The organism is Streptomyces sp. 12E (genome assembly GCF_055633275.1).
Genome location: NZ_JBVNCJ010000001.1, coordinates 4,786,285 through 4,809,922, shown reverse-complemented (window position 1 = coordinate 4,809,922; position 23,638 = coordinate 4,786,285). Strand labels below are relative to the sequence as shown.

Below are 23,638 nucleotides of genomic sequence, written 5' to 3'. Positions count from 1 at the left end.
CGGAGCCCCCGCGTCGGCTCGTGTTCGTGCCGGGGCCGGTCAGTAGACCGGCTTGTCCGGCTCGATCTGGTTGACCCAGCCGATCACGCCGCCGCCCACGTGGACGGCGTCGGCGAAGCCCGCGGACTTCAGAACGGCGAGGACTTCCGCACTGCGGACACCCGTCTTGCAATTCAAGACGATCTTCTTGTCCTGCGGCAGGCTCTCCAGGGCGTTGCCCATGAGGAACTCGTTCTTGGGGATCAGACGGGCGCCCGGGATGGACACGATCTCGAACTCGTTCGGCTCACGGACGTCGATGAGCTCGATGCTCTCGCCGTCGTCGATCCACTCCTTGAGCTGCTTGGGAGTGATCGTGGAGTCGGCGGCCGCCGCCTGGGCCTCCTCGGACACGACGCCGCAGAAGGCCTCGTAGTCGATGAGCTCGGTGACGGTCGGGTTGTCGCCGCAGATCGCGCAGTCGGGGTCCTTGCGGACCTTGACCTGGCGGTACTGCATCTCCAGGGCGTCGTAGATCATGAGCCGGCCGACCAGCGGCTCACCGATGCCGGCGAGCAGTTTGATCGCCTCGTTGGCCTGGATGGAGCCGATGGACGCGCACAGCACGCCCAGGACGCCGCCCTCGGCGCAGGAGGGGACCATGCCGGGGGGCGGGGGCTCCGGGTAGAGGCAGCGGTAGCAGGGGCCGTGCTCGGACCAGAAGACCGACGCCTGGCCGTCGAAACGGTAGATCGAGCCCCACACGTACGGCTTGTTCAGCAGCACGCAGGCGTCGTTCACCAGGTAGCGGGTCGCGAAGTTGTCCGTGCCGTCGACGATCAGGTCGTACTGGCTGAACAGGTCCATCACGTTGTCGGCCTCGAGCCGCTCCTCGTGCAGGACCACGTTCACGTACGGGTTGATGCCCTTGATCGTGTCACGCGCGGACTCGGCCTTGGGGCGACCGATGTCGGACTGGCTGTGGATGATCTGGCGCTGCAGGTTCGACTCGTCGACCTCGTCGAACTCCACGATGCCGAGCGTGCCCACGCCCGCCGCGGCCATGTACATCAGCCCCGGCGAGCCCAGGCCACCAGCGCCCACAAAGAGCACCTTGGCGTTCTTCAGCCGCTTCTGCCCGTCCATGCCCACGTCGGGGATGATCAGGTGGCGGGAGTACCTGCGGACCTCGTCTACGGTGAGCTCGGGGGCCGGCTCGACCAGGGGTGGCAGCGACACGGGGACTCCGTTGGTCGGTCAATCACTACGGTTGTTCTTCGCTTAACAGTGCCATGGCCTTTTTCATTCCGAGACACCCGTTCCGACACGCGAGACGATGGCGTCCCAGTAGCCGGGCAGGGGCTCCCAGGGGGCGGTGCGGGCGCGGTGGCCCGTGCGGTGGGTGTGGTCCGTGAAGTAGACCGTCGCGGCACCCTGCCAGCGGGCGATGCGCAGGGCCTCGTCCAAGTGCGGGCGGGGCACTCCGTGCACGAAGTGGCAGAAGCGTTCGGGCGGGTGGTCGGTGGTCCACTCCGCCGCCTGCGACCAGCGGTAGTCGCTCCACGGGCCGGAGAAGGTGACCAGCTGGTCGGCGTGCTCGGCGTATCCCGGGTACGGGTAGGTGCCGTGGCCGAGGACGATGTGGGCGTCATGGAGCGCCCGGAGCGTGGCGATCGTGCGCCGGGCCTCGGGGAACGCTGCTCGGTCGGCGGGACAGCGGTCCAGCAGGAAGCCGTCGACCTGGTACCAGTCGGCGAAGCGGCGGGCGTCCGAGACCAGCTCGCCGAACGTACGGAGGCCGTACGCCGTGTCGAGGCGGCCGAGGACGCGGACACCGGCGTTGCGGAGGCGGCCGGCCGCCTCCAGACAGCGCGGGTCGGGTCGGGTTCCGGGGCCGTCGGCCACGTCGAGGACGACCCAGTGGAGAGGGGTGCCCGGACGAGTGAGTTCGCTCCACTCGGCCGGGGCGACGAGGGGGTGCGCGAGGCCGGGAACACCGAGGCCGGTGTGGACGCCGGTGCTCGCCGTACCGGTTTTGACGCTGGTCAGATACGGCATGCCGCCTCCATCCAGATGTCGGCGAGGGACTCCTCGAGGTTGATCCGGGGGCGCCAGCCGAGACGGTCGCGGGCGGTGCGGACGTCGGCCTGCTGCCAGTTGCCGCAGCCGTCGGGGTACGGGAAGGCGACGGGGGCGGTGTGGTGGTCGGGGTCGGGGCGGGGGTGGCCGATCGAGGTGCGGGCGGAAGGCGTCGGGTGGGGCGCGTGTGGGGGGTGCAGGCCCGGGGGGGTGTCCAGTTCGTTGAGGGCGCCGCCGTAGCCGGCCACCCTGGCGAGGATGCCGGCGGCGTCCCGGAGGCGGACGGCGCGGCCCGAGCCGATGTTGATGACGCCCTGCGCGGCGGAGAGGGAGGCGGCGTGGACGGCGCGGGCCACGTCGCGGACGTCGACGAAGTCCCGCTGTGCGCCGAGACCACCGAGCTTCAGTTCGCTGTCGCCGGACTGCATGGCGCGGCGCATCGCCTCGGCGAGACGGCCGAGGGGGGAGCCGGCAGGGGTGCCGGGGCCGACGGGTGAGAAGACCCGGAGGACCACGGCGTCCAGGCCGGAGCCGAGGACCAGCTCGGTGGCGGCGAGTTTGCTGACGCCGTAGGGGCCGCCGGGGCGGGGGACGGCGTCCTCCGCCGTGGACGAGCCGGGCTGGCTGGGGCCGTACTCCGAGCCGCAGCCGATCTGTACGAGCCGCGCGCCGCAGCCGCTGCGGCGGAGGGCCTCGCAGACGGTGGCCACGGCGACGGTGTTGTGCCGGGTGAGTTCGCGGGCGCCGCCTCTCGTGGTGCCGGCGCAGTTGACGACCACGCCGGGGTGGACGGCGTCGAGGAAGCGGGTGAGGGCGCCGGGGCTGCCGGTGGCGAGGTCGAAGCGGACGTCGGCGTCGTCGCCGCGGCCGAGGGCGGTGAGCTGGACGGCGGGGTCGGCGAGGAGGCGGTCGGCCACGAAGCGGCCGAGGTAACCGTTGGCTCCGATCAGGAGGACTCTCATCGGGCGGCTCCTTCGGCGTCCGGGGTGGTCATGCGGGGTTCTCCTTCGGGTGGGGATGGGGTGGCGCAAGCGCCTGATGTCAGTGGATGGGGCGGGAATGCCGGCGACTGCGGCCCGCCGATGCCCCGGTCGCGGGCTGCGCGACCCGGTGCTGGTGCGGGGCGGAGGCGCATCAGCGCTTCCCGGCGTTCGCCGGGCGCCCCGCGTGGATGTGGGCCGGGGTGGGGTGCGCGGCCCGGCGTCGCGGGGCGCCTCCCCCCAGAGGGGATACCCCCAGCGCCCACCCGTGCCGCCCTGGGGGCACGGGCGTCCGTGGACCGTGGGGAGGACTGCCGGCGGGTGCCGGCGCTCGCGTCGTCACCGTGGTGGCTCCGGCCGGATGTGCGCCGAGGCTCGGACGAGTTTGCGGGAGGCGTGGATCAGGAGGATCAGCGCCGCCGCCCCGCAGGTGAGGGTGGGGAGTGCGGCGGGGCTCCAGGTCGCGGTCAGGGTCTGGACCGGCGTGGCCAGGGCGTCACAGCCGGGAAGGCGGGCGGCGAAGAGCGTCGCCAGGGCCGTCGCCTGGGCGATGGCCGTGAGCGTGAGGATCACCCTCGGTGCGTGGGCGAAGCCGTGGATCGTGAGGAGGCGGGCCAGGAAGAGAAGGCCGCCCAGGGCGAGCGTCGAGGGCAGGGCGGAGGGTTCGTCGAGGAGCGCGGACGTCGCCGTGAGCAGACCGGCCACCACACCCAGGAACAGGATGGACACACCGATGAGCACGGGCCGTACGGAAGCCGAGAAGTCCTCCAGACCACGGCTCGACGCCAGCCTGCGTCGGACACGGGCGGCGAAGAAGTGGGCCGCCCAGGCGGCGGGCGCGCACGCCAGGGCGAGCGCCACGACCGGGGCGACGGTGAGCGGCCAGTCCCCTTCCGCCGTGCCGTCGGGCAGACCGTCGGGGCCGCCGGTGACCGCCGTACCGAGCAGGCCGTCGCCCAGGAGGGCGTAGCCGAGGAGCCAGCAGTTCCAGGTCGCCGTGGCGGAGCGGGGCGGGATGTCGGTCCGGGCGCTCAGCGGGCCCCGGCGCAGTGCCGCGCGCAGGGCGAGGGTGACGGCCAGGACGCCGGTGGCCGCCGCGTAGAGGCGGGTCTGGCCGTGGGTGAGGCGCAGGGCGATCACCGTCGCCACGCACAGGACGCCGGGGAGGAGCGTGAGGACGGTCCAGCCGCCGCGTGCCCTCGGACTCCCGGTGGCCGGGGCGGGCCGAGGTGACGCGTCGTGGCGGGGGACCCTGGCGTAGAGCTCCTCCGCGAGGGAGAAGACGTCGCGGTGGCGGAAGCGTGCGGCGGTTCGGTCGGTGATGCCGTGGGCCTCCAGGCCCGCCGCGATCTCCAGCGGGTCCACCGCCTGTTCGCACAGGTCGCGGTGGCGGTGCAGCAGTGCCTTGACCGGGTCGGCCGCGCCGGGCGGGGTGCTGCGGTCCAGTTCGCCGAGGTCGGTCATCGGGTCGTCTCCGTCGCGGTTACCGGGGTGTCCATGGCCCACGTGGGGACGGCGCGGGAGGCGGGGTCGGTCCAGTGGCCGGGGACGTGGGATTCCGCGGGAGCGGCGAAGGGCAGGGGGTCGCCGGTGTCGTCCAGGAGGAGACGGCGGACCGGTGTGTGCGCGACGATCTCCAGGTAGATGCCGTGGAAGGCCGAGATGTTCTGGTCGACGGTGAACAACTCGAGTGCGCGGGCACGCGCGGCGGCACCGAGGCGTACGCGGCGCTCGGGGTCGCGCAGCAGGGAGACGCACGCCTCGGCGAACGCCCGCGGATTGCGCGGCGGCACGACGAGACCGGTGCCGCCGATGGCCTCCACGACCGCGCCGACGTCCGTGGAGACCGTCGCGCGCCCGCAGAGCATCGCCTCGACGAGGCCGGCCGGGAAGCCCTCGACGACGCTGGAGAGAACGACCACGGCGCCCGAGGCGTACGCGTCGGCGGGGGTGGCCAGGCCCGGGCCGCCGATCTCCTCGAAGGACACCGGATCGGCGCCCGCGGAGTGCGGGCCCTCGGCCTCGTCCGGGAAGAGGTGCGCGGCCAGTGCCTCGCAGTGGCCGAGGTAGGCGGCGCCCTCAGGGCCCGACGGACCGCCGATGATCCGCAGCCGGGCCTTCGGTTCCTCCTTGCGGATCTCCGTGAAGGCGTGCAGCAGCGAGACCAGGTCCTTGGCGGGCTCCACGCGCCCGACCCAGACGAGGGTGTGCGGGTCCGCGCTCTCCGGGGACTCCCCCGCCTCGGCGAAGGGCGCGGCGTCCATGCCGGGGTACACCGTGCGGAGCTTCGCCCGGTCGGCGCCGCAGCGCTCCTGCCAGCGGCGGGCGTGCGTGTTGCCCGGTGTGATGAACGCGGCCAGGCGGTAGGTCTCGGCGGCGAGCTTGCCGTGGAAGGCGGCGAGCAGGGAACGGACCGCGGGTGAGGCGTCCGGGCGGGTGAGGTAGTGCGTCCGCAGGCGTACGCCGTACTCGGTGACGAGGAAGGGGATGTCGAAGAAGTGGTGGGCGAGCAGGCCGGGAAGGGCCGTCACCCCGCCGGCGGCGGCGTGGCACAGGTCCACAGCGCCCAGCCCGTCCTCCTCGTACCAGTCGAGCGAGAGGGGGCGCAGGGCGCGCTCCAGATGGGCGGCGACGGCCAGCAGATCGGGTACGCGGGCCTCACGCGCCGTGCGCAGGGCACCGGGCGCGCGACAGGCGCGCTCCAGGGCGCGTACGGCCGTCTCGGAGCGGAGCGCGGCCACCAGACCGCCTTCGTCGCGGGCGAGTTCGGCGAGGCCCCGGAGAGCGGTGGCGAAACGGTCCGCCTCGGGTGGCACGGACCGCGGGTCGGGGAGGGCGGGGTCCGTCGCGGCGCAGAGGGCGGCGGCCAGTTCGCCGTAGTGCTCCGAGAAGCGCCGGCGCGCGCGGCGGCCGTACACCACACCGTCGTCCTCGGCCGCCCACAGCGGTGCGGTGCGGACCCGGCGGACCTGGGGCGGCAGCGGGACCCAGCCCGCGTCCTCCTGGGCTTCGCCCGTACTGAACGCGTAGACGTCGAACTCGTGCCGGTCGAGCCCGCGCACCAAGCGGTCGCACCAGAGCCCGCCCTCACCGCCCACATACGGATAACCACCCTCCGTAAGCAGTCCGATGCGCACGTGTGCACCCCCGATCTCCCGTCTGGGGAGCCGTCGTTGGTCCGGCGGCTCGCAGCGGGACGAACGTATGCGGACGAGGAGGTGGTGTGATGGACGGTTGTCCATCACGCCACCAAAAGGGGTGAACAGGCGTAACTTTCCCGCGTGGGGCGCGTTTTCCGCGCTAGGCGCTCAGCTCTTCGGGTACGGCCATGCGTTAGGGCGGCAGCTGATTCCGTCGTGGTCGAGGAACTTGGTCTGCTGCTGCATGACCGGGGCCAGGTCTCCGTCCTTGTCACAGGTGACGTGGTTGAAGCCCAGCCGGTGACCGATCTCGTGGTTGATCAGCATCTGGCGGTAGGCGTGGATCTCGTCGCCGTAGGTGTCCGCTCCCTGCGCCCAGCGGTCCGCGTTGATCATCACGCGCTCGGTGGCCGCCGAGTCGCAGGAGACGTTGTCCACGGTGGTGTCCAGGCCGGACTTGGCGCACCAGTCGGCGGTCGTGTCCGGACCGGCGAGGGTGATCACGAAATCGACCTCGCCCGAGTGGATGCGCTCGAAGGTGCGCGCGCCGTTGTGCGCCCAGCTGCGGTCGTCGTTGAGCGTCTTCTGGACCGCCTCGGCGAAGAGTTCGCCGTCCAGGCCGAGCCCCTGCTCCACGTCCACGCGGTAGGTGAACTTCTGTCCCTTGCCCGGAGCCCTGTCGATGCCGGGGATCGCGGTGAACCTCCCCGTGCCCCCGCGCGCGGCGCTCAGCGGGTACTTCTTCTCCATCTTCTGCTCGTACGTCAGCGGTTCGGCACTGGGCACGGAGGGCGTCTCCCGCCCGTCCCCGCGTGACGCGGGGTCCCGGACGTCGCGCGCCTGCTCACCGGCGGCCTGCGCCTGTACGCCGACGGCGTCGCGTCCGTCGGCGACCTGCCCGGCCACGACGACGGCCAGCACGGTCGTGACGGCGGCGGCCGCGATCCCGGCGAACGTCAGCCCCTTGCCGCCTCTGGCCGCCGTGGGCTTTCCGGTCGGCGGCACGTCGTCGGCGGGGACGCCGGTGACCGGGGCGGCGCTCCAGTCGGTGACGGCCGCACAGGGTTCCGCGGGGTCCGGTGGGCGGGAGGCGGAGGCGGGCGGGGAGAAGAGGTCGGTGTTCTCGCCGAAGGCGTCGAGGTAGTCCTGGCGCGGTCCTGCGGGAGGCGTCCGCCGCTGTCGCGGCAGGGGCGTGCCGGCTCCGGCCGCCGTGCGACCGTCCAACGCCCCCCAGCCGCCCCCGGGTTCCCGCTGCTCGGGATGCCCGCCGCGGGTCCGGGGAACGTCATGGGCGGGAGTCCCGTCGGGCAGCCGGGGAACCCCGTGCGCGGGCGTTCCGTCGGGAAGCCAACCGTCCGGCAGGCGCGGTACGCCGTGCGTCGGCGTTCCGCCCGGGAGGCGCGGCGCTCCGCCGGCCGGTGTCCCGTGTCCCGCCGTTCCGTACTCCGGAGGAGTCCCGTACCCCTGGGGTCCCCCCGCGGACCCCTGCTGCGGCGGGGGCGCGGGCGTCCGGCGCGGGCCGGACGCCGGCGGTCTGCCCGTCTGCCCGGTCCCGGACGAACCGCCCGGCGCCGGACGGTCGTCCCGTACGGCGCTCCTGTCCGCGCTGTCGCCCTTTTGGGCGGGTCCACGCCGGCTGTGGCGTCCCACGTCGCGCCTCAGCCCCTCATGTTCTCGGCGGTGGTCCCCGCACCGGTGCCGGCGGGTGGACCCGGAGCGCCCTGCGCGCCCGGCTCACCAGTATCCCCCCGATCCGCCGAATCCGTTGTATCCGCGAGGAGTTCGCGGAAGGCGAGGGCCACCGTCTCGGGGTACTCCATCATCGCGACGTGCCCCGCGTCCGGGATGGTCACCAGCCGGCGGTTCCGGAAGGCGCGAGCCGACCGCTGGGCCATGCGGAAGCCGACGAGCCGGTCCCGGCCGCCGTAGACGAGCAGGGTCGGCGCGAGCACCCGCTCGGCCTGGCGCCACAGTCCCTGCTGGCCGCCCAGCAGGTAGGCGCTGACGATCCCCCGCGCGGAGCGCGCCGTCGCGTCCCAGAAGTACGGCAGCCGCATCCGCCGCTCCATCTCCCGCACGGCGTTGCGGAACCCTTCCGGCGACACCCGCGCGGGGTCGCCGTAGCAGAGCTGCATCACGCCCCGGACGCGCTGTTCCGCTGTCCACTCGCGGGTGATCCGGGTGAACAGCGGCACGACCCCGGGCACCGCCAGCAGTCCCGTGGGGACGGCGGTGCGCTGCACCCGCAGTTCCGGCAGGGCCGGTGACACGAGCGTGAGGGTGCGGACGAGATCGGGGCGTACGGCGGCGACACGGGTCGCGACCGCGCCGCCGAGCGAGTTGCCGAAGAGGTGCACCGGGCCGCGGCCGGTCGCGTCGAGATAACGGATCACCGCGCGTGCGTGCGCGGTGACGGAGTAGTCGCCGTCGTCCGGGGGCGGGGAGTCGCCGAAGCCCGGCAGGTCGACGGCCTCGCTGTCGACGACGTCGTCCAGCAGCGGCATGAGTGCCGACCAGTTGAGCGAGGAGCCGCCGAGCCCATGGATGTAGAGGGCGGACGGCAGTCCCTTGCGCGCGGGCGGCCGCGACCGCACCGACAGTGTGACCCCGGGCAGCTCCACCGAGCCGAGCCGCTCGCCCTCGGCGATCCTGACCGCCGCCACCTTGGGAAGCACGGTTGCGGGCGACACGGACGGCAGCTCGGTCGAAGACATGCGGCAATGTTACGAGACGATCACGCGGCGGTTCGTGTGTTCGCCGTCACAGGCCGCCTCGAGGGGCGGGCCGCCGGGGGCGCGCCCCGGGCCGCCACCGGGGAAGGGCCCCGCCGTGCGCTCCCTGTCACGTCCCGGTCGCGGATCGCATGGCGTACGAATCGGGTGTCTCCTAGGCTCGAAGGCAGGGCACCCGCATATCGCCCCTGTGGTCTTCAGGGGGAAGCAGCAGACGTTCGCAGGAAGGGAGCCCGGCATGGCCGTAGATCCGACCGACCCCGAGACGTTCATCGAGGACGAGGACGCCCGCGAGGGCGAGGAGTTCGGCGTCGAGGCGCCCGAGGTCGACGCGGCCGAACAGCAGGCGGAGGTGAGGCCGGACCGCGACGACCCGCTGACCGCCGTCGATCCCGACCGCGCCAACGAGGCGGACCTGGTGGAGCAGGCCCGGATCGTCGCGCTCGACGAGGACGACTACCGGTGACGAGCGCGCCGGCGAAGGCCGTCACCGAGCCGCGAGGAGGAAACTTCTTGCCCGCTCTGACAGCTTTTGAAACCGTCCGTACGGCTTTCACCGCCGTCCGGCCCGTGAAATTCTGCGCCCTCACCGCGCACACCACGGTTACCGAAAAGTACGATGACGGCGCGGCTCACACCGCACGTGGACGACAATGGGAGGCGGCGTGACAGCCATCGAGCAGACAGACGCGGTACGCCCGAGGGGTACACGCCTGCCACGCCGTGCCCGACGGAACCAGTTGCTGGGCGCCGCTCAGGAAGTCTTCGTCGCGCAGGGCTACCACGCGGCCGCGATGGACGACATCGCCGAGCGTGCGGGCGTCAGCAAGCCGGTGCTCTACCAGCACTTCCCGGGCAAGCTCGATCTGTACCTCGCCCTGCTGGACCAGCACTGCGAGGCTCTGATCCAGTCGGTGCGCCACGCGCTGGCGTCGACCTCGGACAACAAGCAGCGCGTGCGGGCGACCATGGACGCCTACTTCGCCTACGTCGAGGACGACGGCGGCGCGTTCCGCCTGGTCTTCGAGTCGGACCTGACGAACGAGCCCGCCGTGCGCGAGCGCGTCGACAAGGTGACCAACGAGTGCGCGGAGGCGATCTGCGACGTGATCGCCGAGGACACCGGGCTGTCGCGGGCGGAGTCGATGCTGCTCGCCTCGGGGCTCGGCGGTCTCGCCCAGGTGGTGGCGCGGTCCTGGCTGCACAGCGACCGCAGCGTGCCGCGCGACCAGGCGGTGCAGCTGCTGGCCTCGCTGGCCTGGCGGGGCATCGCGGGATTCCCCCTGCACGGCAACGAGCAGCACCACTGAGGAGACGGCCGGGTCCCGGCGGCGTTTGTTCCCGTCGGCTGTTCGCTCCTGGCGTTGCCGGGCGCAGCGTGTACGCCCCCTCACCGGGCTAATGTGTGCTGGTACGGCGCGGAAAGTCGCGCACTTCACTGACCGTCGGAGGGACATAGCCGTGGAGGTCAAGATCGGCGTGCAGCACGCGCCCCGCGAGATCGTTCTGGAGAGCGGTCAGAGCGCCGAGGAGGTCGAGCGCGTGGTGGCCGAGGCGCTGGCCGGGAAGTCGCAGCTGCTGAGCCTCGTGGACGAGCACGGCCGCAAGATCCTGGTCCCGGCCGACCGTCTCGCCTACGTCGAGATCGGCGAGCCGGCCCCGCGCAAGGTGGGCTTCGGCGCGCTGTAGGCGCGACCGGCAGTCGAGTGGTCGTGTGAGGGGCCCGGCGGTTCAAGACCGCCGGGCCCCTCATGTTTTTCACGGACGGTGCACGGTTCCTTCACAGAGAGGATTGAATTTCGCAGGTCAGGGGTAAGACGGGCTACAACCGATGTGAGCAGGCCGGCCATGTGGGAGGGACCCCGACATGCTCTTGGAAGCGCTCAGCTCCGCGATCCTCGGCCTGGCTCTGGCGTGGGCGGCCGCCCACCGCCTGTCGCACCGGCTTCCCGCCCGCGCCCTGGTCCTGCCGACCGGTGTGGCCGGGGCACTCTTCGGCGCCTTCCTGATGAACACCGCGCTGGACGCCGGCAACCTGCTGACGATCCTGTTCGGCGCGGTGATCGTGTCCGTGGCGTCCCTGTCCCTGCTGCTGCGTCCGGCGGGAAGACTGCGCCGCCGGTCGGCGACCGCGTGACCGGCCGCCGCGGGCGGCGCCGGTCGTGAACCGGCTTTCGGTCACCCGTCCGGCGGATCACGCCGCGGACGCCGAGGAGGCGCCGGCCCGGCGCCGTCGGCCCTCCCCGACACGGCGCACCGGGCGGACCCCGGCCGCCCTCAGGCCGCCAGCCCCAGTGCCGCCATGCGCTTGGTGTGCGCCTCGGTGATCCGGGAGAACATCTTGCCGACCTCGGCGAGGTCGAACCCGTCCGCGACGCCGCCCACGAGCATGGTCGACAGCGCGTCCCGGTCGGCGACGACCCGCTGGGACTGCGACAGCGCCTCGCCCATCAGCCGCCGCGCCCACAGGGCGAGCCGTCCGCCCACGCGCGGGTCCGCGTCGATCGCGGCGCGCACCTTCTCGACGGCGAAGCCGCCGTGGCCGGTGTCGTCCAGCACGGCCAGCACCAGGGCACGGGTGTCGGAGTCCAGGCGGGCCGCGACCTCACGGTAGAAGTCGCTGGCGATGGAGTCGCCGACGTACGCCTTGACCAGCCCCTCCAGCCAGTCGGAGGGCGCCGTCTGCTTGTGGAAACCGTCGTACGCGGCGACGAACGGCTCCATCGCGAGTGTCGGCTCCTCGCCGATCCCGGCGAGCCGGTCGCGCAGCCGCTCGAAGTGGTGGAACTCGGCCGACGCCATCTTCGCCAGCTCCGCCTTGTCCGCCAGCGTGGGCGCCAGCTTGGCGTCCTCCGCGAGCCGCTCGAACGCCGCCAGCTCGCCGTACGCGAGCGCGCCGAGCAGGTCCACGACAGCGGCCCGGTACTGGGGGTCGGCGGAGGCGGCCGCCCAGTCCATGGCGGCGACGCCGGTGGGTCCGGCGGGGGTGTCGGGGGTTTCCGCGGCGTTGTCAGGCTTGTCAGAGCTCGTCATGAAGCGCACAATAGCCCGCTCGCCGCGTCCGGAAGGTCATGGCCGATCAGTGTGACGACGACTACGTGACCAAAACGGCCATGGCGTGTGCGCGAATCCGGGGTATGGTGGTAATGCGCCTGCTGAGCACTCTGACGTACTCGACGGGCCGCATGTATGAGGATGCCCGGTCGGAGGCCCGATCGGCTCCGACCCGACAGCCCTCCTTGCCGTACGCCACACTGCGTGCGGATTCCGGAGGGGGACCCTCAGCGGTACGAGCGCTCGAGCGTCGGCAGTGGTCCCGTGTCCTACGGCATCGCCCGTAAGGCGGCCGACGTCCCCGGCACGGTCCCTACACGACCCCCGCGCTCGCCTCGCACCGCGCACACAGAAGAGGCAGCACCCTGACTACGACGTTCCGAGAGCTCGGGATCCTCCCCGAGACCGCCGAGGCCCTGGAGGCCGTCGGCATCATCACTCCCTTCCCCATCCAGGAGATGACGCTCCCCGTGGCCCTGTCGGGCACGGACGTCATCGGCCAGGCCAAGACCGGCACCGGGAAGACGCTCGGCTTCGGCCTTCCGCTCCTCGAGCGCGTCACCGTCCCCGCGGACGTCGAGGCCGGGCGCGCGAAGCCCGAGGACCTCACCGACGCGCCGCAGGCGCTGATCGTCGTCCCCACGCGCGAGCTGTGCACGCAGGTCACCAATGACCTGCTCACCGCCGGCAAGGTGCGCAACGTGCGCGTCACCGCGATCTACGGCGGCCGGGCCTACGAGCCGCAGGTCGAGGCGCTGAAGAAGGGCGTCGACGTGGTCGTCGGCACCCCGGGCCGGCTGCTCGACCTCGCCGGGCAGAAGAAGCTCGACCTCAAGCACGTGAAGGCCCTCGTCCTCGACGAGGCCGACGAGATGCTCGACCTGGGCTTCCTGCCCGACGTCGAGAAGATCATCAACTTCCTTCCGGCCAGGCGCCAGACCATGCTGTTCTCGGCCACCATGCCGGGCGCGGTGATCGGTCTGGCCCGGCGTTACATGTCGCAGCCGACGCACATCAACGCCACGTCCCCGGACGACGAGGGCGCGACGGTCGCGAACACCACGCAGTTCGTCTACCGCGCGCACAACATGGACAAGCCCGAGATGGTCGCGCGGATACTGCAGGCCGACGGCCGGGGCCTGGCCATGGTCTTCTGCCGCACCAAGCGCACCGCCGCCGACCTCGCCGACCAGCTCAAGCAGCGGGGCTTCGCCTCCGGCGCGGTCCACGGGGACCTCGGCCAGGGCGCCCGTGAGCAGGCGCTGCGCGCGTTCCGCAACGGCAAGGTGGACGTGCTCGTCTGCACCGACGTCGCCGCCCGCGGCATCGACGTCGAGGGCGTGACGCACGTCATCAACTACCAGTCCCCCGAGGACGAGAAGACGTATCTGCACCGCATCGGCCGCACCGGCCGCGCGGGGGCGAAGGGTACGGCGATCACGCTGGTCGACTGGGACGACATCCCGCGCTGGCAGCTGATCAACAAGGCGCTGGACCTGGGCTTCGGCGACCCGCCGGAGACGTACTCCACCTCCCCGCACCTGTTCTCGGACCTCGGCATTCCCGAGGGCACCAAGGGCGTCCTGCCGCGCTCGGAGCGCACGCGCGCCGGGCTGGACGCGGAGGAGCTGGAGGACCTGGGCGAGCCGGGCGGGCGCGGCTCGCGCGGGCGCGGTGGCCGGGACGGGCGCGACGGCTCCCGTTCCGTGGAGCGCGAGACCTCGACCCGTACGCCGCGCCGCCGTCGCCGTACGCGTGGCGGTGCGACGCTGGACGAGGCCGCGCAGCAGCCCGTGGGTCCGGCCGCCGAGGGCGCCGGCGCGGCGGAGGCCGACACGGTCGCCCGCACCCCGCGCCGCCGTCGCCGCACGCGCGGCGGGGCCCCGGCCGGGGCGACGACCGCGGCGGAGGCGGCGGAGTCCGCCGTCGACACGGCGCAGGGCACGGCGGCGGAGGCCGTCGAGACTTCCGCGAAGCCACGCCGCCGCCGGACGCGCCGGGGCGCGGCGGACACGGCGACGGCCGCCGTCACTCCGGTGGCCGAGGAGACCACGGCCCCCCTGGCGGCCCCTGCCGTCACGGAAGCCCCGGTCGTCACGGAGCGCGAGGCTCCGGCCACCGAACCGCGCCGCCGCACCCGCAAGACCGCGGACACCGCGGCGGTGGACACGGCGGAGGCAGCCCCCGAGCCGGCCGAGGCGACCGAGACCAAGCCCCGCCGCACCCGCAAGACCGCGGCCAAGAAGACCGAAACCACCACCGACACGGTCGAGGGCGACGCCGAGCCGGCCGAGGCGACCGAGACCAAGCCCCGCCGCACCCGCAAGACCGCGGCCAAGAAGACCGAAACCACCACCGACACGGTCGAGGGCGACGCCGAGCCGGCCGAGGCGACCGAGACCAAGCCCCGCCGCACCCGCAAGACCGCGGCCAAGAAGACCGAAACCACCACCGACACGGTCGAGGGCGACGCCGAGCCGGCCGAGGCGACCGAGACCAAGCCCCGCCGCACCCGCAAGACCGCGGCCAAGAAGACCGAAACCACCACCGACACCGACACCGCGGAAGCCGCCGAGGCCAAGCCGCGGCGCCGGACCCGAAAGGCCGCCGAGTCGGAGCCGGCCGTCGTCGCCGGGATTCCGGCGCAGACGGTTCCCGAGGCCGAGGCCGAGGTGGAGGCCAAGCCGCGCCGCACGCGGAAGACCGCGGCCAAGAAGGCCGAGCCCGCCGTCGACACCGCGGAAGCCGCCGAGGCCAAGCCGCAGCGGCGCGCCCGCAAGGTCGCCGAGATTCCGGCGCAGGCCGCGGACGAGGCGAAGCCCAAGGTCCGTCGCACCCGCAAGACAGCGGCCGTGGCCGAGCCGGAGCCGGAGGCGAAGCCCCGGCGGACCCGGAAGACGGCAGCCGCCGCGGAGTCCGCGGAGGGCTGACGCAGCGAACCGACGGCCCGGTCCCCACCCGTGGGGCCGGGCCGTCGGCGTGTCCGCACCCGTTACCCTCACCCCGTGACCAGCCACTCCCCCTCCGTCCCGCCCCCCGGCGCCCGCGCCACCCGCCGACTCCGCACCTCGCGCGGGGAGTTCGCCGCCGTGGATGTGTCACCGGCCGCCGGAGTCACGGCGCGGGGGACCGCGTTGCTGCTGCCCGGATACACCGGCAGCAAGGAGGACTTCGCGCCGGTGCAGGAACCGCTCGCCGCACGCGGCTACCGCACCGTCGCCGTGGACGGACGGGGCCAGTACGAGTCGGACGGGCCCCCGGACGACGAGTCCGCCTACACGCAGGATGAGCTGGCACGGGACGTCCTCGCACAGGCGAACGCGGTCGGTGCGCCCGTGCATCTCGTCGGCCACTCGCTCGGCGGCCAGATCGCCCGTGCCGCCGTCCTCCTCGACCACTCCCCCTTTCGCTCGCTCACGCTGGTCTCCTCCGGCCCCGCGCGCATCTCCGTCTCCCAGGAGCAGCGCGTGAAGCTGCTGCGGGACGCGCTCGCGGTGATGTCGATGGCGGAGTGCTGGGAGGCGATCCTGGCCATGGGCCCGCCCGAGGAGGTGGGCGGCCCGGCGCGGGGGCCCGGCGGCCAGGAATACCTGCGGCGCCGCTGGCTGGGCACCAGACCCGCGCAACTACTGGCCACGGGCAGGCAGTTGTGCACGGAGCCGGACCGGGTCGCCGAACTGGCCGCCGTGCCCCTGCCGTGCCACGTCCTGTCGGGGGCGCGCGACGACACCTGGCCGGTGCCGGACCTCGACGCGATGGCCCTCCGCCTCGGGGCGCACCGCACCGTCGTCGACGGGGCCGAGCACTCACCCGCCGTGGACCGGCCCGCACCGACCGCCCGCGCCCTCGCCGACTTCTGGGACGGGCTCGCGGTCATCTCCTAGGACCGCTCAGTACTGCGTCTGCAAGTGGTCCCAGAAACCGTCGCGCAGGGCGCGGCGCAGGTCCGCCTGGCCGCGCAGGGAGTACTGCAGCAGCCCCTCCGCCTCCACCAGCAGGTCCTGGTCGACGGATCCGGGCAGATAGGGGTGGCCGGGAAGCAGTTCCACCAGAGTGTCCCGGCCCCGCGCGGCCAGCCACTTCGCGGCGATCTGCGCGCCGACGAACCGGACGTCCTCGCGGGCGGGCCGGCCCGTCGCGGGCTCGTACGGCGGTGCCGTGCGCCGGGAGACGTACGGCTTGAAGAAGTCCAGGTCGAGCGTGCGCTGGCTGTCGACCTCCCAGAGCAGCGGCTCGGCCTGGTTGCGGCCCTCGGGCGCCTCGATGCCCCAGAGGTGGACCCGGGCGCCGTACCCCTGGGCCGCCTCGACCGCCGAGACGAGGTCCTCGTCGCCGCCGAGCAGGGCCGCGTCGCTGATGGCGCGGTGCCGGGCCAGTGACTCCAGGTCGCTGCGGATCAGGGAGTCGACGCCCTTCTGCTGGTTGTTGGCGTTGAGGTTGCCGAGACGGACCTTGACGTCCGGGAGTCCGGCGATGGACTGCTGCTCGGCGGTGTGGATACGGCGTCTGGCGCCGTCGTACCAGTAGACCCGCAGCAGCCTGCTGTCCGCGAAGATGGTGCGGGCGCGGTCGATGAGCGCGTCGATGAGTCCCTCGGCGTCGAGGTCGAAGGCCCGGCGGTCCTCCGTCCCGGCCACGAGGCGCCCCGCGGCGGCGTACAGATAGCCCGCGTCGACGAAGATGGCGTGGGTCGAGGGCGTCTTCGCCACTTCGGCGAGCATGCGCTGGAGCAGCTCGTTGGTGCGGTCGATACGGGCGTGCAGAGCCGCGAGGTCTTCGTTCATCAACTCCATTGTTCCGGTGGTCACGCTACGAACACAACCGGTCCCGGTCGGTCTCCTTCGAAACCCTTACTGGTCAGTATTTAGCCGATCGAAAAATTTCCTTAGCGTAGGGAATGTTTGCACCACGCATCCCGTTGAACCCTTCATGGAACACGGGTCCAGCCGGCCCGTGGCCCCCACCGAGTAGTTCTCCTCCAGGAGGATGACCAGACGAAGGGAGAAGCCCCTTGCGCTTCGAGATCATGCGACTCGACGACGTCGACGGCACACCCGTGGACACCACCGTCGTGGACGCCGCCTCCGTCAACCGCATCGTCCAGCAGGCCGCCGCCATCGGACAGCGCCTGTGGATCCGCCCGGCCGACACACCGGCCTCATAACGCGCCGCACGCGGGACCCCGGCCACACGGGCCGGGCCCTCGCACACGTACGCCCGGGTGCCCCCGTACCGACGCCGGTACGGGGGCACCCGGGCGTACGGCGCCGGGATCAGCCGCCCCGGATCACCTGGGTGACGCCGTTGATGATCTGCTGCACGGCGATCGCGGAGAGCATCATGCCGGCCAGCCGCGTCACCAGCACCACGCCGCCGTCCTTGATGACCCGGATGATCAGCAGCGAGTACCGCATCACCAGCCACAGCACGACGTGGATGGCGAGGATCGCCGACCACACCGAGACCTGCCCGGTGACGCCGTCGGCCTTCTGCACGGCGAGGATGACCGACACGATCGCGCCGGGCCCCGCCAGCAGCGGCATGCCCAGCGGGACCAGCGCGACGTTGACGTCCTTGGTCTGCTGGGGCTCGTCGGTCTTGCCGGTGAGCAGGTCCAGCGCGATCAGCAGGAGCAGCAGCCCGCCCGCGATCATCAGCGCGGGCACCGACACGTGCAGGTAGGCGAGGATCTGGTGGCCGAGCAGCCCGAAGACGGTGATCACACCACCGGCCACGCAGACGGCCTGGAAGGCCATCCGCTTCTGCATCTTCGCAGGCCGGCCGGCGGTCAGGGCGAGGAAGATCGGGGTGACCCCAGGGGGATCCATGATGACGAAAAGGGTCAGGAAGAGAGAGCCGAAGACGGCGACGTCGAGCATGACAGCCTTGCTGAGGAACGGATGAAGAAAGGTGCGGGGAGGAGCGGAGTCTCAGGCTCCGCCGGCTCCCGGCACCGGGAACGCCCCGGTCGCGCGCCGTGTGATCTCGCCGTACACCTCGGGATCCGTCATGAACTCGCCGAGGAAACAGGTCTTCCGGCTGCCGTGGTAGTCGCTGGATCCGGTCACCAGGAGTCCCAGTTCCTTCGCGAGGCCGCGCAGCCGCGCCCGGGTCTCCGGGTCGTGGTCCATGTGGTCGACCTCGATGCCGTCGAGACCGGCCTCGGCCAGCTCGGCGATCGCGGACTCCGGCACGGTCCTGCCCCGCTTGCTGGCGGCGGGGTGCGCGAAGACGGCGACCCCGCCCGCGTTCTTGACCAGCCGCAGGGCCTCGAAGGGGTCGGTCTCGTGCTTCTCCGTGTAGGCCCGGCCGCCGTCGGCCAGCCAGTCATGGGTGAAGGCGTCGCTCACGGTGGGCACGACGCCCAGCTCGACGAGTGCGCTGGCCACGTGGGGGCGGCCCACCGAGCCGTCGCCGGCGATCCGCGCCACCTGCTCCCAGGTGACCGGCACGCCCAGCGCGTTCAGCTTCGCGATCATGCTCTGGGCCCGCGGCACCCGGTCGTCCCGGACCAGCTCGCGCTCGGCGAGCAGAGCGGGCTCCCGGGGGTCGAAGAGGTAGGCCAGCATGTGCATGCCGATGCCGTCGAGCCGGCAGGAGAGTTCCGCTCCGGGGACCAGCGTGAGTCCCTCCGGGAGAGCGGAGAGCGCCTCGGCGTGCCCGCGGGTGGTGTCGTGGTCGGTCAGCGCGATGACGTCGAGACCGGCGGCGGACGCCTTGCGGACCAGATCGGCCGGCGTGTCCGTACCGTCGGACGCGGTGGAGTGGGTGTGCAGATCGATACGCACGACGCATGACTCCAAGCGGTGACGGACGGACGGGGCGCTCCAGGATAACCGGATTCCCGCACGTCCCCTGTCACACCCGAAACCGCCGTACGCCCCCTACCGGCCCGCTGGGCGGCGCCTACACCTCCAGCAGGCGCGGCGACAGCGCGCCGCAGGGCACCAGCTCCACCTCGGCCCCCGCGTCCCGCAGGTCGGCGAGGACCAGTTCGTCGTACATCAGCATCCCGGACTGCTCCGGCCACACCACCGCCCACAGCCACATCCCGAGCGCCTCGCCCGCGAAGACGGCGCGGTCGTCCGGCGTCTTGGCGACGTGCCAGAGCGGGGTCGGGCGGCCGGCGGCCAGCACCTTGGCCTGGGGCGGCTTCTCGACGTTCATGTACGGCCCCGGGTCCGGGCCGTCGATGCCCGCGTACCGCGCGCCGAGGCCCACGCCCAGCTCCTCGGCGACCAGGATGAGCTCGCCCATGCCGCCGAGCGGCCCCGGCCCGGTGCACGCGACGGCGGTCGCCCGGCCCCCGCCACGGTCGTCGCCCGCGCTGGCCACGCCCGTGAACAGCCAGCCCACCGGTAACGGCCACGGCATCCACACCGGCACCTTCGTGCGGTGCACGACGACTTCGAGGGCCTCGACGCTCGGCGGTATCACGGGCTGCAGCGGGTGCACGGTGCCGTGCACATCGCACTGCCAGGCATCCGAGAAGAGGCCGGGAGCCCTGACCCGGCCACCGCACTTCGGGCAACTGGGTTCGCCCCTCATAGAGCCCCACGGTCCTACCCCGGCCGCGCCACGTCAAGGACGATCACCCGTCCGGCGCACGCGTCTTTCGGAATGGCCGGACAATCGTGCGTGACCACTCGCTTCGGCAGCCGTTGCCTCTCACAGAGGGGCACAGCAGTTCCCTCACCGTAATTCCGTGCGCCCACAGGGAGAGGGCCCGTGGGCTTGCGCCACGACTTCCGCCTGGTGCCGGCGCCGCCACCACGCACGGTGGCGTGCGGAGGCTCGGAACGCCCGCGGGAGCGTCGGTGAGACCGCGGCCCGGAGTCCCGGCACCGCGCGATGGAGCAGGCCCCGTCCGAAGCCGTGACCACTCGGGTCCGGCGGACGGGACTCGCCGCCGCGCGACGGGGCGAGGATGTCAGAACCGCACGTTCTTCACCCGGTGGCGGGTCCGGACCACTGGCGTCAGTCCAAAGGAGTGGACCTGCGGGACGGATCCCGCAGGTCCGTGCCCTGGTTCAACCAGCGCTCCTGGAGGGCCTGGGCGCCGTGCACCCGCTTCCAGGCGGCCTCGTTCGGGGTCATCGGCAGCAGCGGCAGGAACCGTACGGGATCCAGGGGCTCGTCGAGCTCCAGGTCCTCCACCAGGCCGCCTGGCTCGGCGACCAGCACCGAGGTGAACGGGGCGCCGGGCCACAGCGGTTCACCCACGTCGAGCGAGGCGCCGGGGGCCACGACCACACCCTCGACCTGCGGGGACGCGGCCAGCACGGCGAGCGGACGGAGCACCTTGTCGGTGTCGGCGACACCACCGCGCACGGAGAGCACCAGCTCGACACGCGGACCCTTGACCGGGTCCGCGATCACCGCCGTGGGGTCGGTCATGGGCTGCGCGGACATGCCGAGGGTGGCGTAACGCACGATGTCGCCCTCGTGGAAGCGCAGCACCTCGATACGGTCCGTGCCCAGGAAGGTGACCGCCGCGCGGGCGTCCGGCTCGCCCAGCGCCGTACGCAACCGGGCTTCGACCAGAGGAAGAACATCAGCCATGCGGCGAGCATAGAACTCGTCAGTACCGGGCAAAGCAGAGCCTTGACACGCCAGTCGGCTGATACGCTTGGCCGGTGGTTCGGGCAGCACGCAGAAGCGTCCGATCGTCCCGAACGCCTGTGTGACACTCCCCGTTCAGAGGGGGAATCCCCCGAGGGGATCGTGGACCGTCCCTTACGGGGGACCGGCCGGAGGAGGTGGGGCTGGCATGGACCGAAGTCGACCGTGCAGTAGCACCCGCTCTTCCGCCCGCTGATGCAGCTGCTCCTGTCTGGCTCCCGCCTTTCACCCGCGCGCCTTCATCGGAAGAGCACTTCGTTTCGTTCTGTCTGATCTGCCCCAGTAGCTGTATCAGCGACGAAGCCCGCCACCGCGACGGTGCGGTGCTCCCCGCTTTGTGGACGCGCCAAACATCCGCAGTCCAGGACGTCCTCATTCCGGGTTGTTCCACCCGTCGTTCCGGCGCCTTTCGTCGCGTGTATGCGAAGGAGCCCGCCATGTCGATGATCCGCGACCTGCGCGCCGTGGTCCGTCCCTCCTCCCGTGTCTCGCTGCGCAAGGAGAGCGGCCCGTACGACACCACCCGTGACCCCGCGACGACCACCGCCGTCGTCGACTGCGCCGTCTACCGCGACGGCCGCCGCCTGGAGGCCGAGGACGGCCCGCTCACCCCGCACGAGGCGATGCGGCTGGTGCGCCGCGACGGAGGTTTCGTGTGGATCGGCCTGCACGAACCGAACGAGGCCGAATTCGCCGGGATCGCGCGGGAGTTCGGGCTGCACCCGCTGGCCGTGGAGGACGCCGTCCAGGCCCATCAGCGGCCCAAGCTGGAGCGCTACGACGACTCGCTGTTCACGGTCTTCAAGACCGTCCACTACCTCGACCACGACGAGCTCTCCGCCAACAGCGAGGTCGTCGAGACCGGTGAGGTGATGTGCTTCACCGGCCGGGACTTCTTCATCACGGTCCGGCACGGCGGGCAGGGCTCCCTGCGGGCCCTGCGGCGCCGGCTCCAGGACGACCCCGAGCTGCTGGCCAAAGGCCCCTCGGCGGTGCTGCACGCCATCGCCGACCACGTGGTGGACGGCTACATCGCGGTGGCCGACGCGGTGCAGGACGACATCGACGAGGTCGAGACGGAGGTCTTCTCGCCGGGCCGCAAGGGCACCCCGCGCGGCACCGACGCCGGACGGATCTACCAACTCAAGCGCGAGGTACTGGAGTTCAAGCGGGCCGTGGCGCCCCTGCTGCGGCCGATGCAGCTGCTGAGCGAGCGGCCGATGCGGCTGGTCGACCCGGACATCCAGAAGTACTTCCGGGACGTGGCCGACCACCTGGCCCGGGTGCAGGAGCAGGTCATCGGCTTCGACGAACTGCTGAACTCCATCCTCCAGGCCAACCTCGCCCAGGCGTCCGTGGCGCAGAACGAGGACATGCGGAAGATCACCTCGTGGGCCGCGATCATCGCCGTGCCGACGATGGTGTGCGGGGTCTACGGGATGAACTTCGACTACATGCCGGAGACCCACTGGAAGTACGGCTACCCGGTGGTCCTCGGTGTCACGGTGGCCCTCTGCCTGGGCATCCACCGGTCGCTGAAGCGCAACGGCTGGCTGTGAGGGCGCCTGGATAGGCTGGGCCCATGACACGTGCGCTGCTCGACCGGGCCCTCATCGAGGAGGCCACGAAGAAGTCCGGCCTCGTCTGGGTCAAGGGGCCCGGCGCCCCGGCCCGCGCGCTGTGGCACGTGTGGCACGAGGGCGCCGCGTGCGTGGTCGGCGACGGGCCCGGGGAGCAGCCGCTGCCGGGGCTGGCCGACGGCGTGTCCGCCGAGGTGACGGTGCGCAGCAAGGACAAGGGCGGCCGGCTGGTCTCCTGGACGGCGACGGTCGTGGAACTGCCTTCGGGCTCCGAGGAGTGGGCGGCTGCGGTCGCCGAGCTCAAGGGCAAGCGGCTCAACGCGCCCGACGGCGAGGCGATGACCGGGCGCTGGGCCCGCGAGTGCCGCGTCCTGCGCCTGGAGCCGACCGGGGCGACGGCCCCGCTCCCCGACGGCTCCCTGGCCGAGGCCCCCCTGCCGACACCGGTGACGACCCGGCGCCCCGTCCCGGCGGGACTGCCCCGGCTGCTGCTCAAGAAGAGGAAGCGACGGGCCTAGGACGTCGGGAGCTGCTTGCCGTAGTCGAGGGTCTCGTCCTCGGCCGGTTCCTCCAGCTCGAAGTCGGCGCCCCAGGAGGAGAACGTGAGGGTGCCCGCCTTCCCGGCCCGCACCAGCCGCACCGGGTACGGCTTGCCCTCGAGCGAGACGTCCAGGGTGCCGCCGGAGCCCTCGTCGCCGGTGACGCGGACGGTGCGCACGCCGGACTGCTCGTGGTGGCCGTCCGTGGCCAGTTCGCCGTGCAGGGTCAGCAGGCCGCCGAGGAGGACGTCCTTCTCCGTGAAGCCGACGAACTTCTTGTACGACGGATCGCCCTGCGGCACCTTCACGTACTTCTCGGCGAGCTTGCCGGCCGCCGCCGCGTCCGCCTCGCCGTCCTTCTCCCCGTCCTCGTGACCCCAGAACTCGGCACCGGCCTTCAGGTACAGCTCGTCGTCGACCCGCAGCAGGCGAAACGTCTCCCCCTCGGTGGTGACCGAGCCGATGCCGCCCTGCTCCTTCAGCCGCATGTCCAGCGTGTACGTGCGCCCGCTGGTGACCACGGTGCCGTGCAGCCGTACGGTGCCGACCGACTCGGCGGCCTTCTGGGCTCTGCTCCGGATCTGGTCGGCGGACAGTCTGCCGACACCGTTGGTGCCCTCGTTCGGATCCTCGGAGCATCCCGTGAGCGCCGTCCCCGTCACGAGCAGCGCGCACACGGCGCCGGCCAGCACGGCCCTGCGGGAACGGCCCTGGGAGATCGGAATCACAGGTGCGCTGCCTCTCTGACGGGGGACCTGAACGGCGTACCGCAGGGTACCGGGGCCGGGTGGGCCGGGCGGAGCCAGTCCGCCCGGACCGGCTGCCGACGCACGGCTGATCGTTACGGGCTAGCCTGAAGCCCACCCGAGCGGGCCATCCGGAAACCGAGCGCAGCAGGCGGTACCCGCGACGAGAACACCCGCACGGAAAGGA

Annotated in this window: 23 protein-coding genes; 9 read left to right on the top strand and 14 right to left on the bottom strand. The window is 72.3% G+C overall.

The window, feature by feature from the left end:
- Positions 1-39 precede the first annotated feature (39 nt).
- The 7 genes from moeZ to ACZ8ZB_RS22400 all read right to left on the bottom strand — a co-directional run bounded on the left by moeZ (position 40) and on the right by ACZ8ZB_RS22400 (position 8,892).
- Positions 40-1,218 (bottom strand): adenylyltransferase/sulfurtransferase MoeZ, encoded by a 1,179-nt coding sequence (moeZ, locus tag ACZ8ZB_RS22430; protein WP_470739449.1) that lies wholly within the window; start codon positions 1,216-1,218, stop codon positions 40-42.
- Positions 1,219-1,281: 63 nt separating this feature from the next.
- Positions 1,282-2,037 (bottom strand): spherulation-specific family 4 protein, encoded by a 756-nt coding sequence (locus ACZ8ZB_RS22425; protein ID WP_470739448.1) that lies wholly within the window; start codon positions 2,035-2,037, stop codon positions 1,282-1,284.
- Entirely contained in the window at positions 2,025-3,020 is a 996-nt protein-coding gene (locus tag ACZ8ZB_RS22420) for an NAD-dependent epimerase/dehydratase family protein (protein ID WP_470739447.1), read from the bottom strand. Before ACZ8ZB_RS22420 ends, ACZ8ZB_RS22425 begins: the two co-directional genes overlap by 13 nt.
- A gap of 357 nt (positions 3,021-3,377) precedes the next feature.
- On the bottom strand, positions 3,378-4,502 hold the full coding sequence (locus ACZ8ZB_RS22415; protein WP_470739446.1) for a hypothetical protein: 1,125 nt from the start codon (positions 4,500-4,502) through the stop codon (positions 3,378-3,380).
- On the bottom strand, positions 4,499-6,175 hold the full coding sequence (locus ACZ8ZB_RS22410) for a DUF3492 domain-containing protein (RefSeq protein ID WP_470739445.1): 1,677 nt from the start codon (positions 6,173-6,175) through the stop codon (positions 4,499-4,501). Before ACZ8ZB_RS22410 ends, ACZ8ZB_RS22415 begins: the two co-directional genes overlap by 4 nt.
- A gap of 171 nt (positions 6,176-6,346) precedes the next feature.
- The gene (locus ACZ8ZB_RS22405) at positions 6,347-7,828 is read right to left on the bottom strand and encodes a DUF3152 domain-containing protein (protein ID WP_470739444.1); all 1,482 of its coding nucleotides are present in this window, start codon (positions 7,826-7,828) and stop codon (positions 6,347-6,349) included.
- An 8-nt stretch (positions 7,829-7,836) separates the two neighbouring features.
- Positions 7,837-8,892, bottom strand: a complete 1,056-nt coding sequence (locus tag ACZ8ZB_RS22400) for an alpha/beta fold hydrolase (protein ID WP_470739443.1) — start codon at positions 8,890-8,892, stop codon at positions 7,837-7,839.
- Between the two features lie 256 nt (positions 8,893-9,148).
- On the opposite strand from ACZ8ZB_RS22400, the gene ACZ8ZB_RS22395 reads away from it, so the two are divergent.
- From ACZ8ZB_RS22395 to ACZ8ZB_RS22380, 4 genes are all read left to right on the top strand, one after another.
- Positions 9,149-9,376, top strand: coding sequence for a hypothetical protein (locus ACZ8ZB_RS22395; protein WP_470739442.1), 228 nt, complete (start codon positions 9,149-9,151; stop codon positions 9,374-9,376).
- A 199-nt stretch (positions 9,377-9,575) separates the two neighbouring features.
- On the top strand, positions 9,576-10,220 hold the full coding sequence (locus tag ACZ8ZB_RS22390; protein WP_030834589.1) for a TetR/AcrR family transcriptional regulator: 645 nt from the start codon (positions 9,576-9,578) through the stop codon (positions 10,218-10,220).
- A gap of 151 nt (positions 10,221-10,371) precedes the next feature.
- Entirely contained in the window at positions 10,372-10,599 is a 228-nt protein-coding gene (locus ACZ8ZB_RS22385; RefSeq protein WP_019522837.1) for a DUF3107 domain-containing protein, read from the top strand.
- Between the two features lie 178 nt (positions 10,600-10,777).
- Positions 10,778-11,047 (top strand): hypothetical protein, encoded by a 270-nt coding sequence (locus tag ACZ8ZB_RS22380; RefSeq protein ID WP_470739441.1) that lies wholly within the window; start codon positions 10,778-10,780, stop codon positions 11,045-11,047.
- A 140-nt stretch (positions 11,048-11,187) separates the two neighbouring features.
- Here ACZ8ZB_RS22380 and ACZ8ZB_RS22375 read toward each other — a convergent pair whose 3' ends face one another.
- Positions 11,188-11,943 carry a ferritin-like domain-containing protein gene (locus ACZ8ZB_RS22375; protein ID WP_470739440.1) on the bottom strand — a complete coding sequence of 252 codons (756 nt, stop codon included), beginning with the start codon at positions 11,941-11,943 and terminating at the stop codon, positions 11,188-11,190.
- A gap of 479 nt (positions 11,944-12,422) precedes the next feature.
- Here ACZ8ZB_RS22375 and ACZ8ZB_RS22370 point away from each other — a divergent pair, with 479 nt between their 5' ends.
- Positions 12,423-14,894, top strand: a complete 2,472-nt coding sequence (locus ACZ8ZB_RS22370; protein WP_470739439.1) for a DEAD/DEAH box helicase — start codon at positions 12,423-12,425, stop codon at positions 14,892-14,894.
- 75 nt (positions 14,895-14,969) lie between these two features.
- Entirely contained in the window at positions 14,970-15,848 is an 879-nt protein-coding gene (locus ACZ8ZB_RS22365; RefSeq protein WP_470739438.1) for an alpha/beta fold hydrolase, read from the top strand.
- Between the two features lie 6 nt (positions 15,849-15,854).
- Here the strand turns inward: ACZ8ZB_RS22365 and ACZ8ZB_RS22360 are convergent, their stop codons facing one another.
- A complete protein-coding gene (locus tag ACZ8ZB_RS22360; RefSeq protein WP_470741557.1) occupies positions 15,855-16,757 on the bottom strand; it encodes an NYN domain-containing protein in 903 nt (300 codons plus the stop codon).
- A 218-nt stretch (positions 16,758-16,975) separates the two neighbouring features.
- Here ACZ8ZB_RS22360 and ACZ8ZB_RS22355 point away from each other — a divergent pair, with 218 nt between their 5' ends.
- Positions 16,976-17,128: a hypothetical protein gene (locus ACZ8ZB_RS22355; RefSeq protein ID WP_106979586.1), complete on the top strand. Its 153-nt coding sequence runs from the start codon at positions 16,976-16,978 to the stop codon at positions 17,126-17,128.
- A 109-nt stretch (positions 17,129-17,237) separates the two neighbouring features.
- On the opposite strand, the gene ACZ8ZB_RS22350 is transcribed toward ACZ8ZB_RS22355, so the two are convergent.
- The 4 genes from ACZ8ZB_RS22350 to ACZ8ZB_RS22335 form a co-directional block, all read right to left on the bottom strand.
- The gene (locus ACZ8ZB_RS22350) at positions 17,238-17,843 is read right to left on the bottom strand and encodes a MarC family protein (RefSeq protein WP_470739437.1); all 606 of its coding nucleotides are present in this window, start codon (positions 17,841-17,843) and stop codon (positions 17,238-17,240) included.
- Positions 17,844-17,894: 51 nt separating this feature from the next.
- On the bottom strand, positions 17,895-18,752 hold the full coding sequence (locus tag ACZ8ZB_RS22345; protein WP_470739436.1) for a PHP domain-containing protein: 858 nt from the start codon (positions 18,750-18,752) through the stop codon (positions 17,895-17,897).
- Between the two features lie 118 nt (positions 18,753-18,870).
- Complete coding sequence (locus ACZ8ZB_RS22340) at positions 18,871-19,512, bottom strand: DUF6758 family protein (protein WP_470739435.1); 642 nt, start codon at positions 19,510-19,512, stop codon at positions 18,871-18,873.
- Positions 19,513-19,941: 429 nt separating this feature from the next.
- Positions 19,942-20,526, bottom strand: a complete 585-nt coding sequence (locus tag ACZ8ZB_RS22335; protein WP_470739434.1) for a suppressor of fused domain protein — start codon at positions 20,524-20,526, stop codon at positions 19,942-19,944.
- Positions 20,527-21,023: 497 nt separating this feature from the next.
- Between ACZ8ZB_RS22335 and ACZ8ZB_RS22330 the strand changes: the two genes are divergently transcribed.
- Together ACZ8ZB_RS22330 and ACZ8ZB_RS22325 are read left to right on the top strand one after the other, a co-directional pair.
- The gene (locus ACZ8ZB_RS22330; protein WP_470739433.1) at positions 21,024-22,145 is read left to right on the top strand and encodes a magnesium and cobalt transport protein CorA; all 1,122 of its coding nucleotides are present in this window, start codon (positions 21,024-21,026) and stop codon (positions 22,143-22,145) included.
- 23 nt (positions 22,146-22,168) lie between these two features.
- Complete coding sequence (locus ACZ8ZB_RS22325; RefSeq protein ID WP_470739432.1) at positions 22,169-22,684, top strand: hypothetical protein; 516 nt, start codon at positions 22,169-22,171, stop codon at positions 22,682-22,684.
- On the opposite strand, the gene ACZ8ZB_RS22320 is transcribed toward ACZ8ZB_RS22325, so the two are convergent.
- Positions 22,681-23,433, bottom strand: coding sequence for a hypothetical protein (locus ACZ8ZB_RS22320; protein ID WP_470739431.1), 753 nt, complete (start codon positions 23,431-23,433; stop codon positions 22,681-22,683). The genes ACZ8ZB_RS22325 and ACZ8ZB_RS22320 overlap by 4 nt on opposite strands.
- Positions 23,434-23,638: the final 205 nt, after the last annotated feature.

What these genes read in the sequence shown, in the direction of transcription:
- ACZ8ZB_RS22375 (WP_470739440.1), bottom strand. Translation starts at nt 11,943, where the DNA reads ATGACGAGCTCTGACAAGCCTGACAACGCCGCGGAAACCCCCGACACC.
- ACZ8ZB_RS22380 (WP_470739441.1), top strand. Translation starts at nt 10,778, where the DNA reads ATGCTCTTGGAAGCGCTCAGCTCCGCGATCCTCGGCCTGGCTCTGGCG.
- ACZ8ZB_RS22425 (WP_470739448.1), bottom strand. Translation starts at nt 2,037, where the DNA reads ATGCCGTATCTGACCAGCGTCAAAACCGGTACGGCGAGCACCGGCGTC.
- ACZ8ZB_RS22415 (WP_470739446.1), bottom strand. Translation starts at nt 4,502, where the DNA reads ATGACCGACCTCGGCGAACTGGACCGCAGCACCCCGCCCGGCGCGGCC.
- ACZ8ZB_RS22350 (WP_470739437.1), bottom strand. Translation starts at nt 17,843, where the DNA reads ATGCTCGACGTCGCCGTCTTCGGCTCTCTCTTCCTGACCCTTTTCGTC.
- ACZ8ZB_RS22370 (WP_470739439.1), top strand. Translation starts at nt 12,423, where the DNA reads ATGACGCTCCCCGTGGCCCTGTCGGGCACGGACGTCATCGGCCAGGCC.
- ACZ8ZB_RS22395 (WP_470739442.1), top strand. Translation starts at nt 9,149, where the DNA reads ATGGCCGTAGATCCGACCGACCCCGAGACGTTCATCGAGGACGAGGAC.
- ACZ8ZB_RS22335 (WP_470739434.1), bottom strand. Translation starts at nt 20,526, where the DNA reads ATGGCTGATGTTCTTCCTCTGGTCGAAGCCCGGTTGCGTACGGCGCTG.
- ACZ8ZB_RS22325 (WP_470739432.1), top strand. Translation starts at nt 22,169, where the DNA reads ATGACACGTGCGCTGCTCGACCGGGCCCTCATCGAGGAGGCCACGAAG.
- ACZ8ZB_RS22420 (WP_470739447.1), bottom strand. Translation starts at nt 3,020, where the DNA reads ATGAGAGTCCTCCTGATCGGAGCCAACGGTTACCTCGGCCGCTTCGTG.
- ACZ8ZB_RS22360 (WP_470741557.1), bottom strand. Translation starts at nt 16,757, where the DNA reads ATGGAGTTGATGAACGAAGACCTCGCGGCTCTGCACGCCCGTATCGAC.
- ACZ8ZB_RS22330 (WP_470739433.1), top strand. Translation starts at nt 21,024, where the DNA reads ATGTCGATGATCCGCGACCTGCGCGCCGTGGTCCGTCCCTCCTCCCGT.
- ACZ8ZB_RS22340 (WP_470739435.1), bottom strand. Translation starts at nt 19,512, where the DNA reads ATGAGGGGCGAACCCAGTTGCCCGAAGTGCGGTGGCCGGGTCAGGGCT.
- ACZ8ZB_RS22400 (WP_470739443.1), bottom strand. Translation starts at nt 8,892, where the DNA reads ATGTCTTCGACCGAGCTGCCGTCCGTGTCGCCCGCAACCGTGCTTCCC.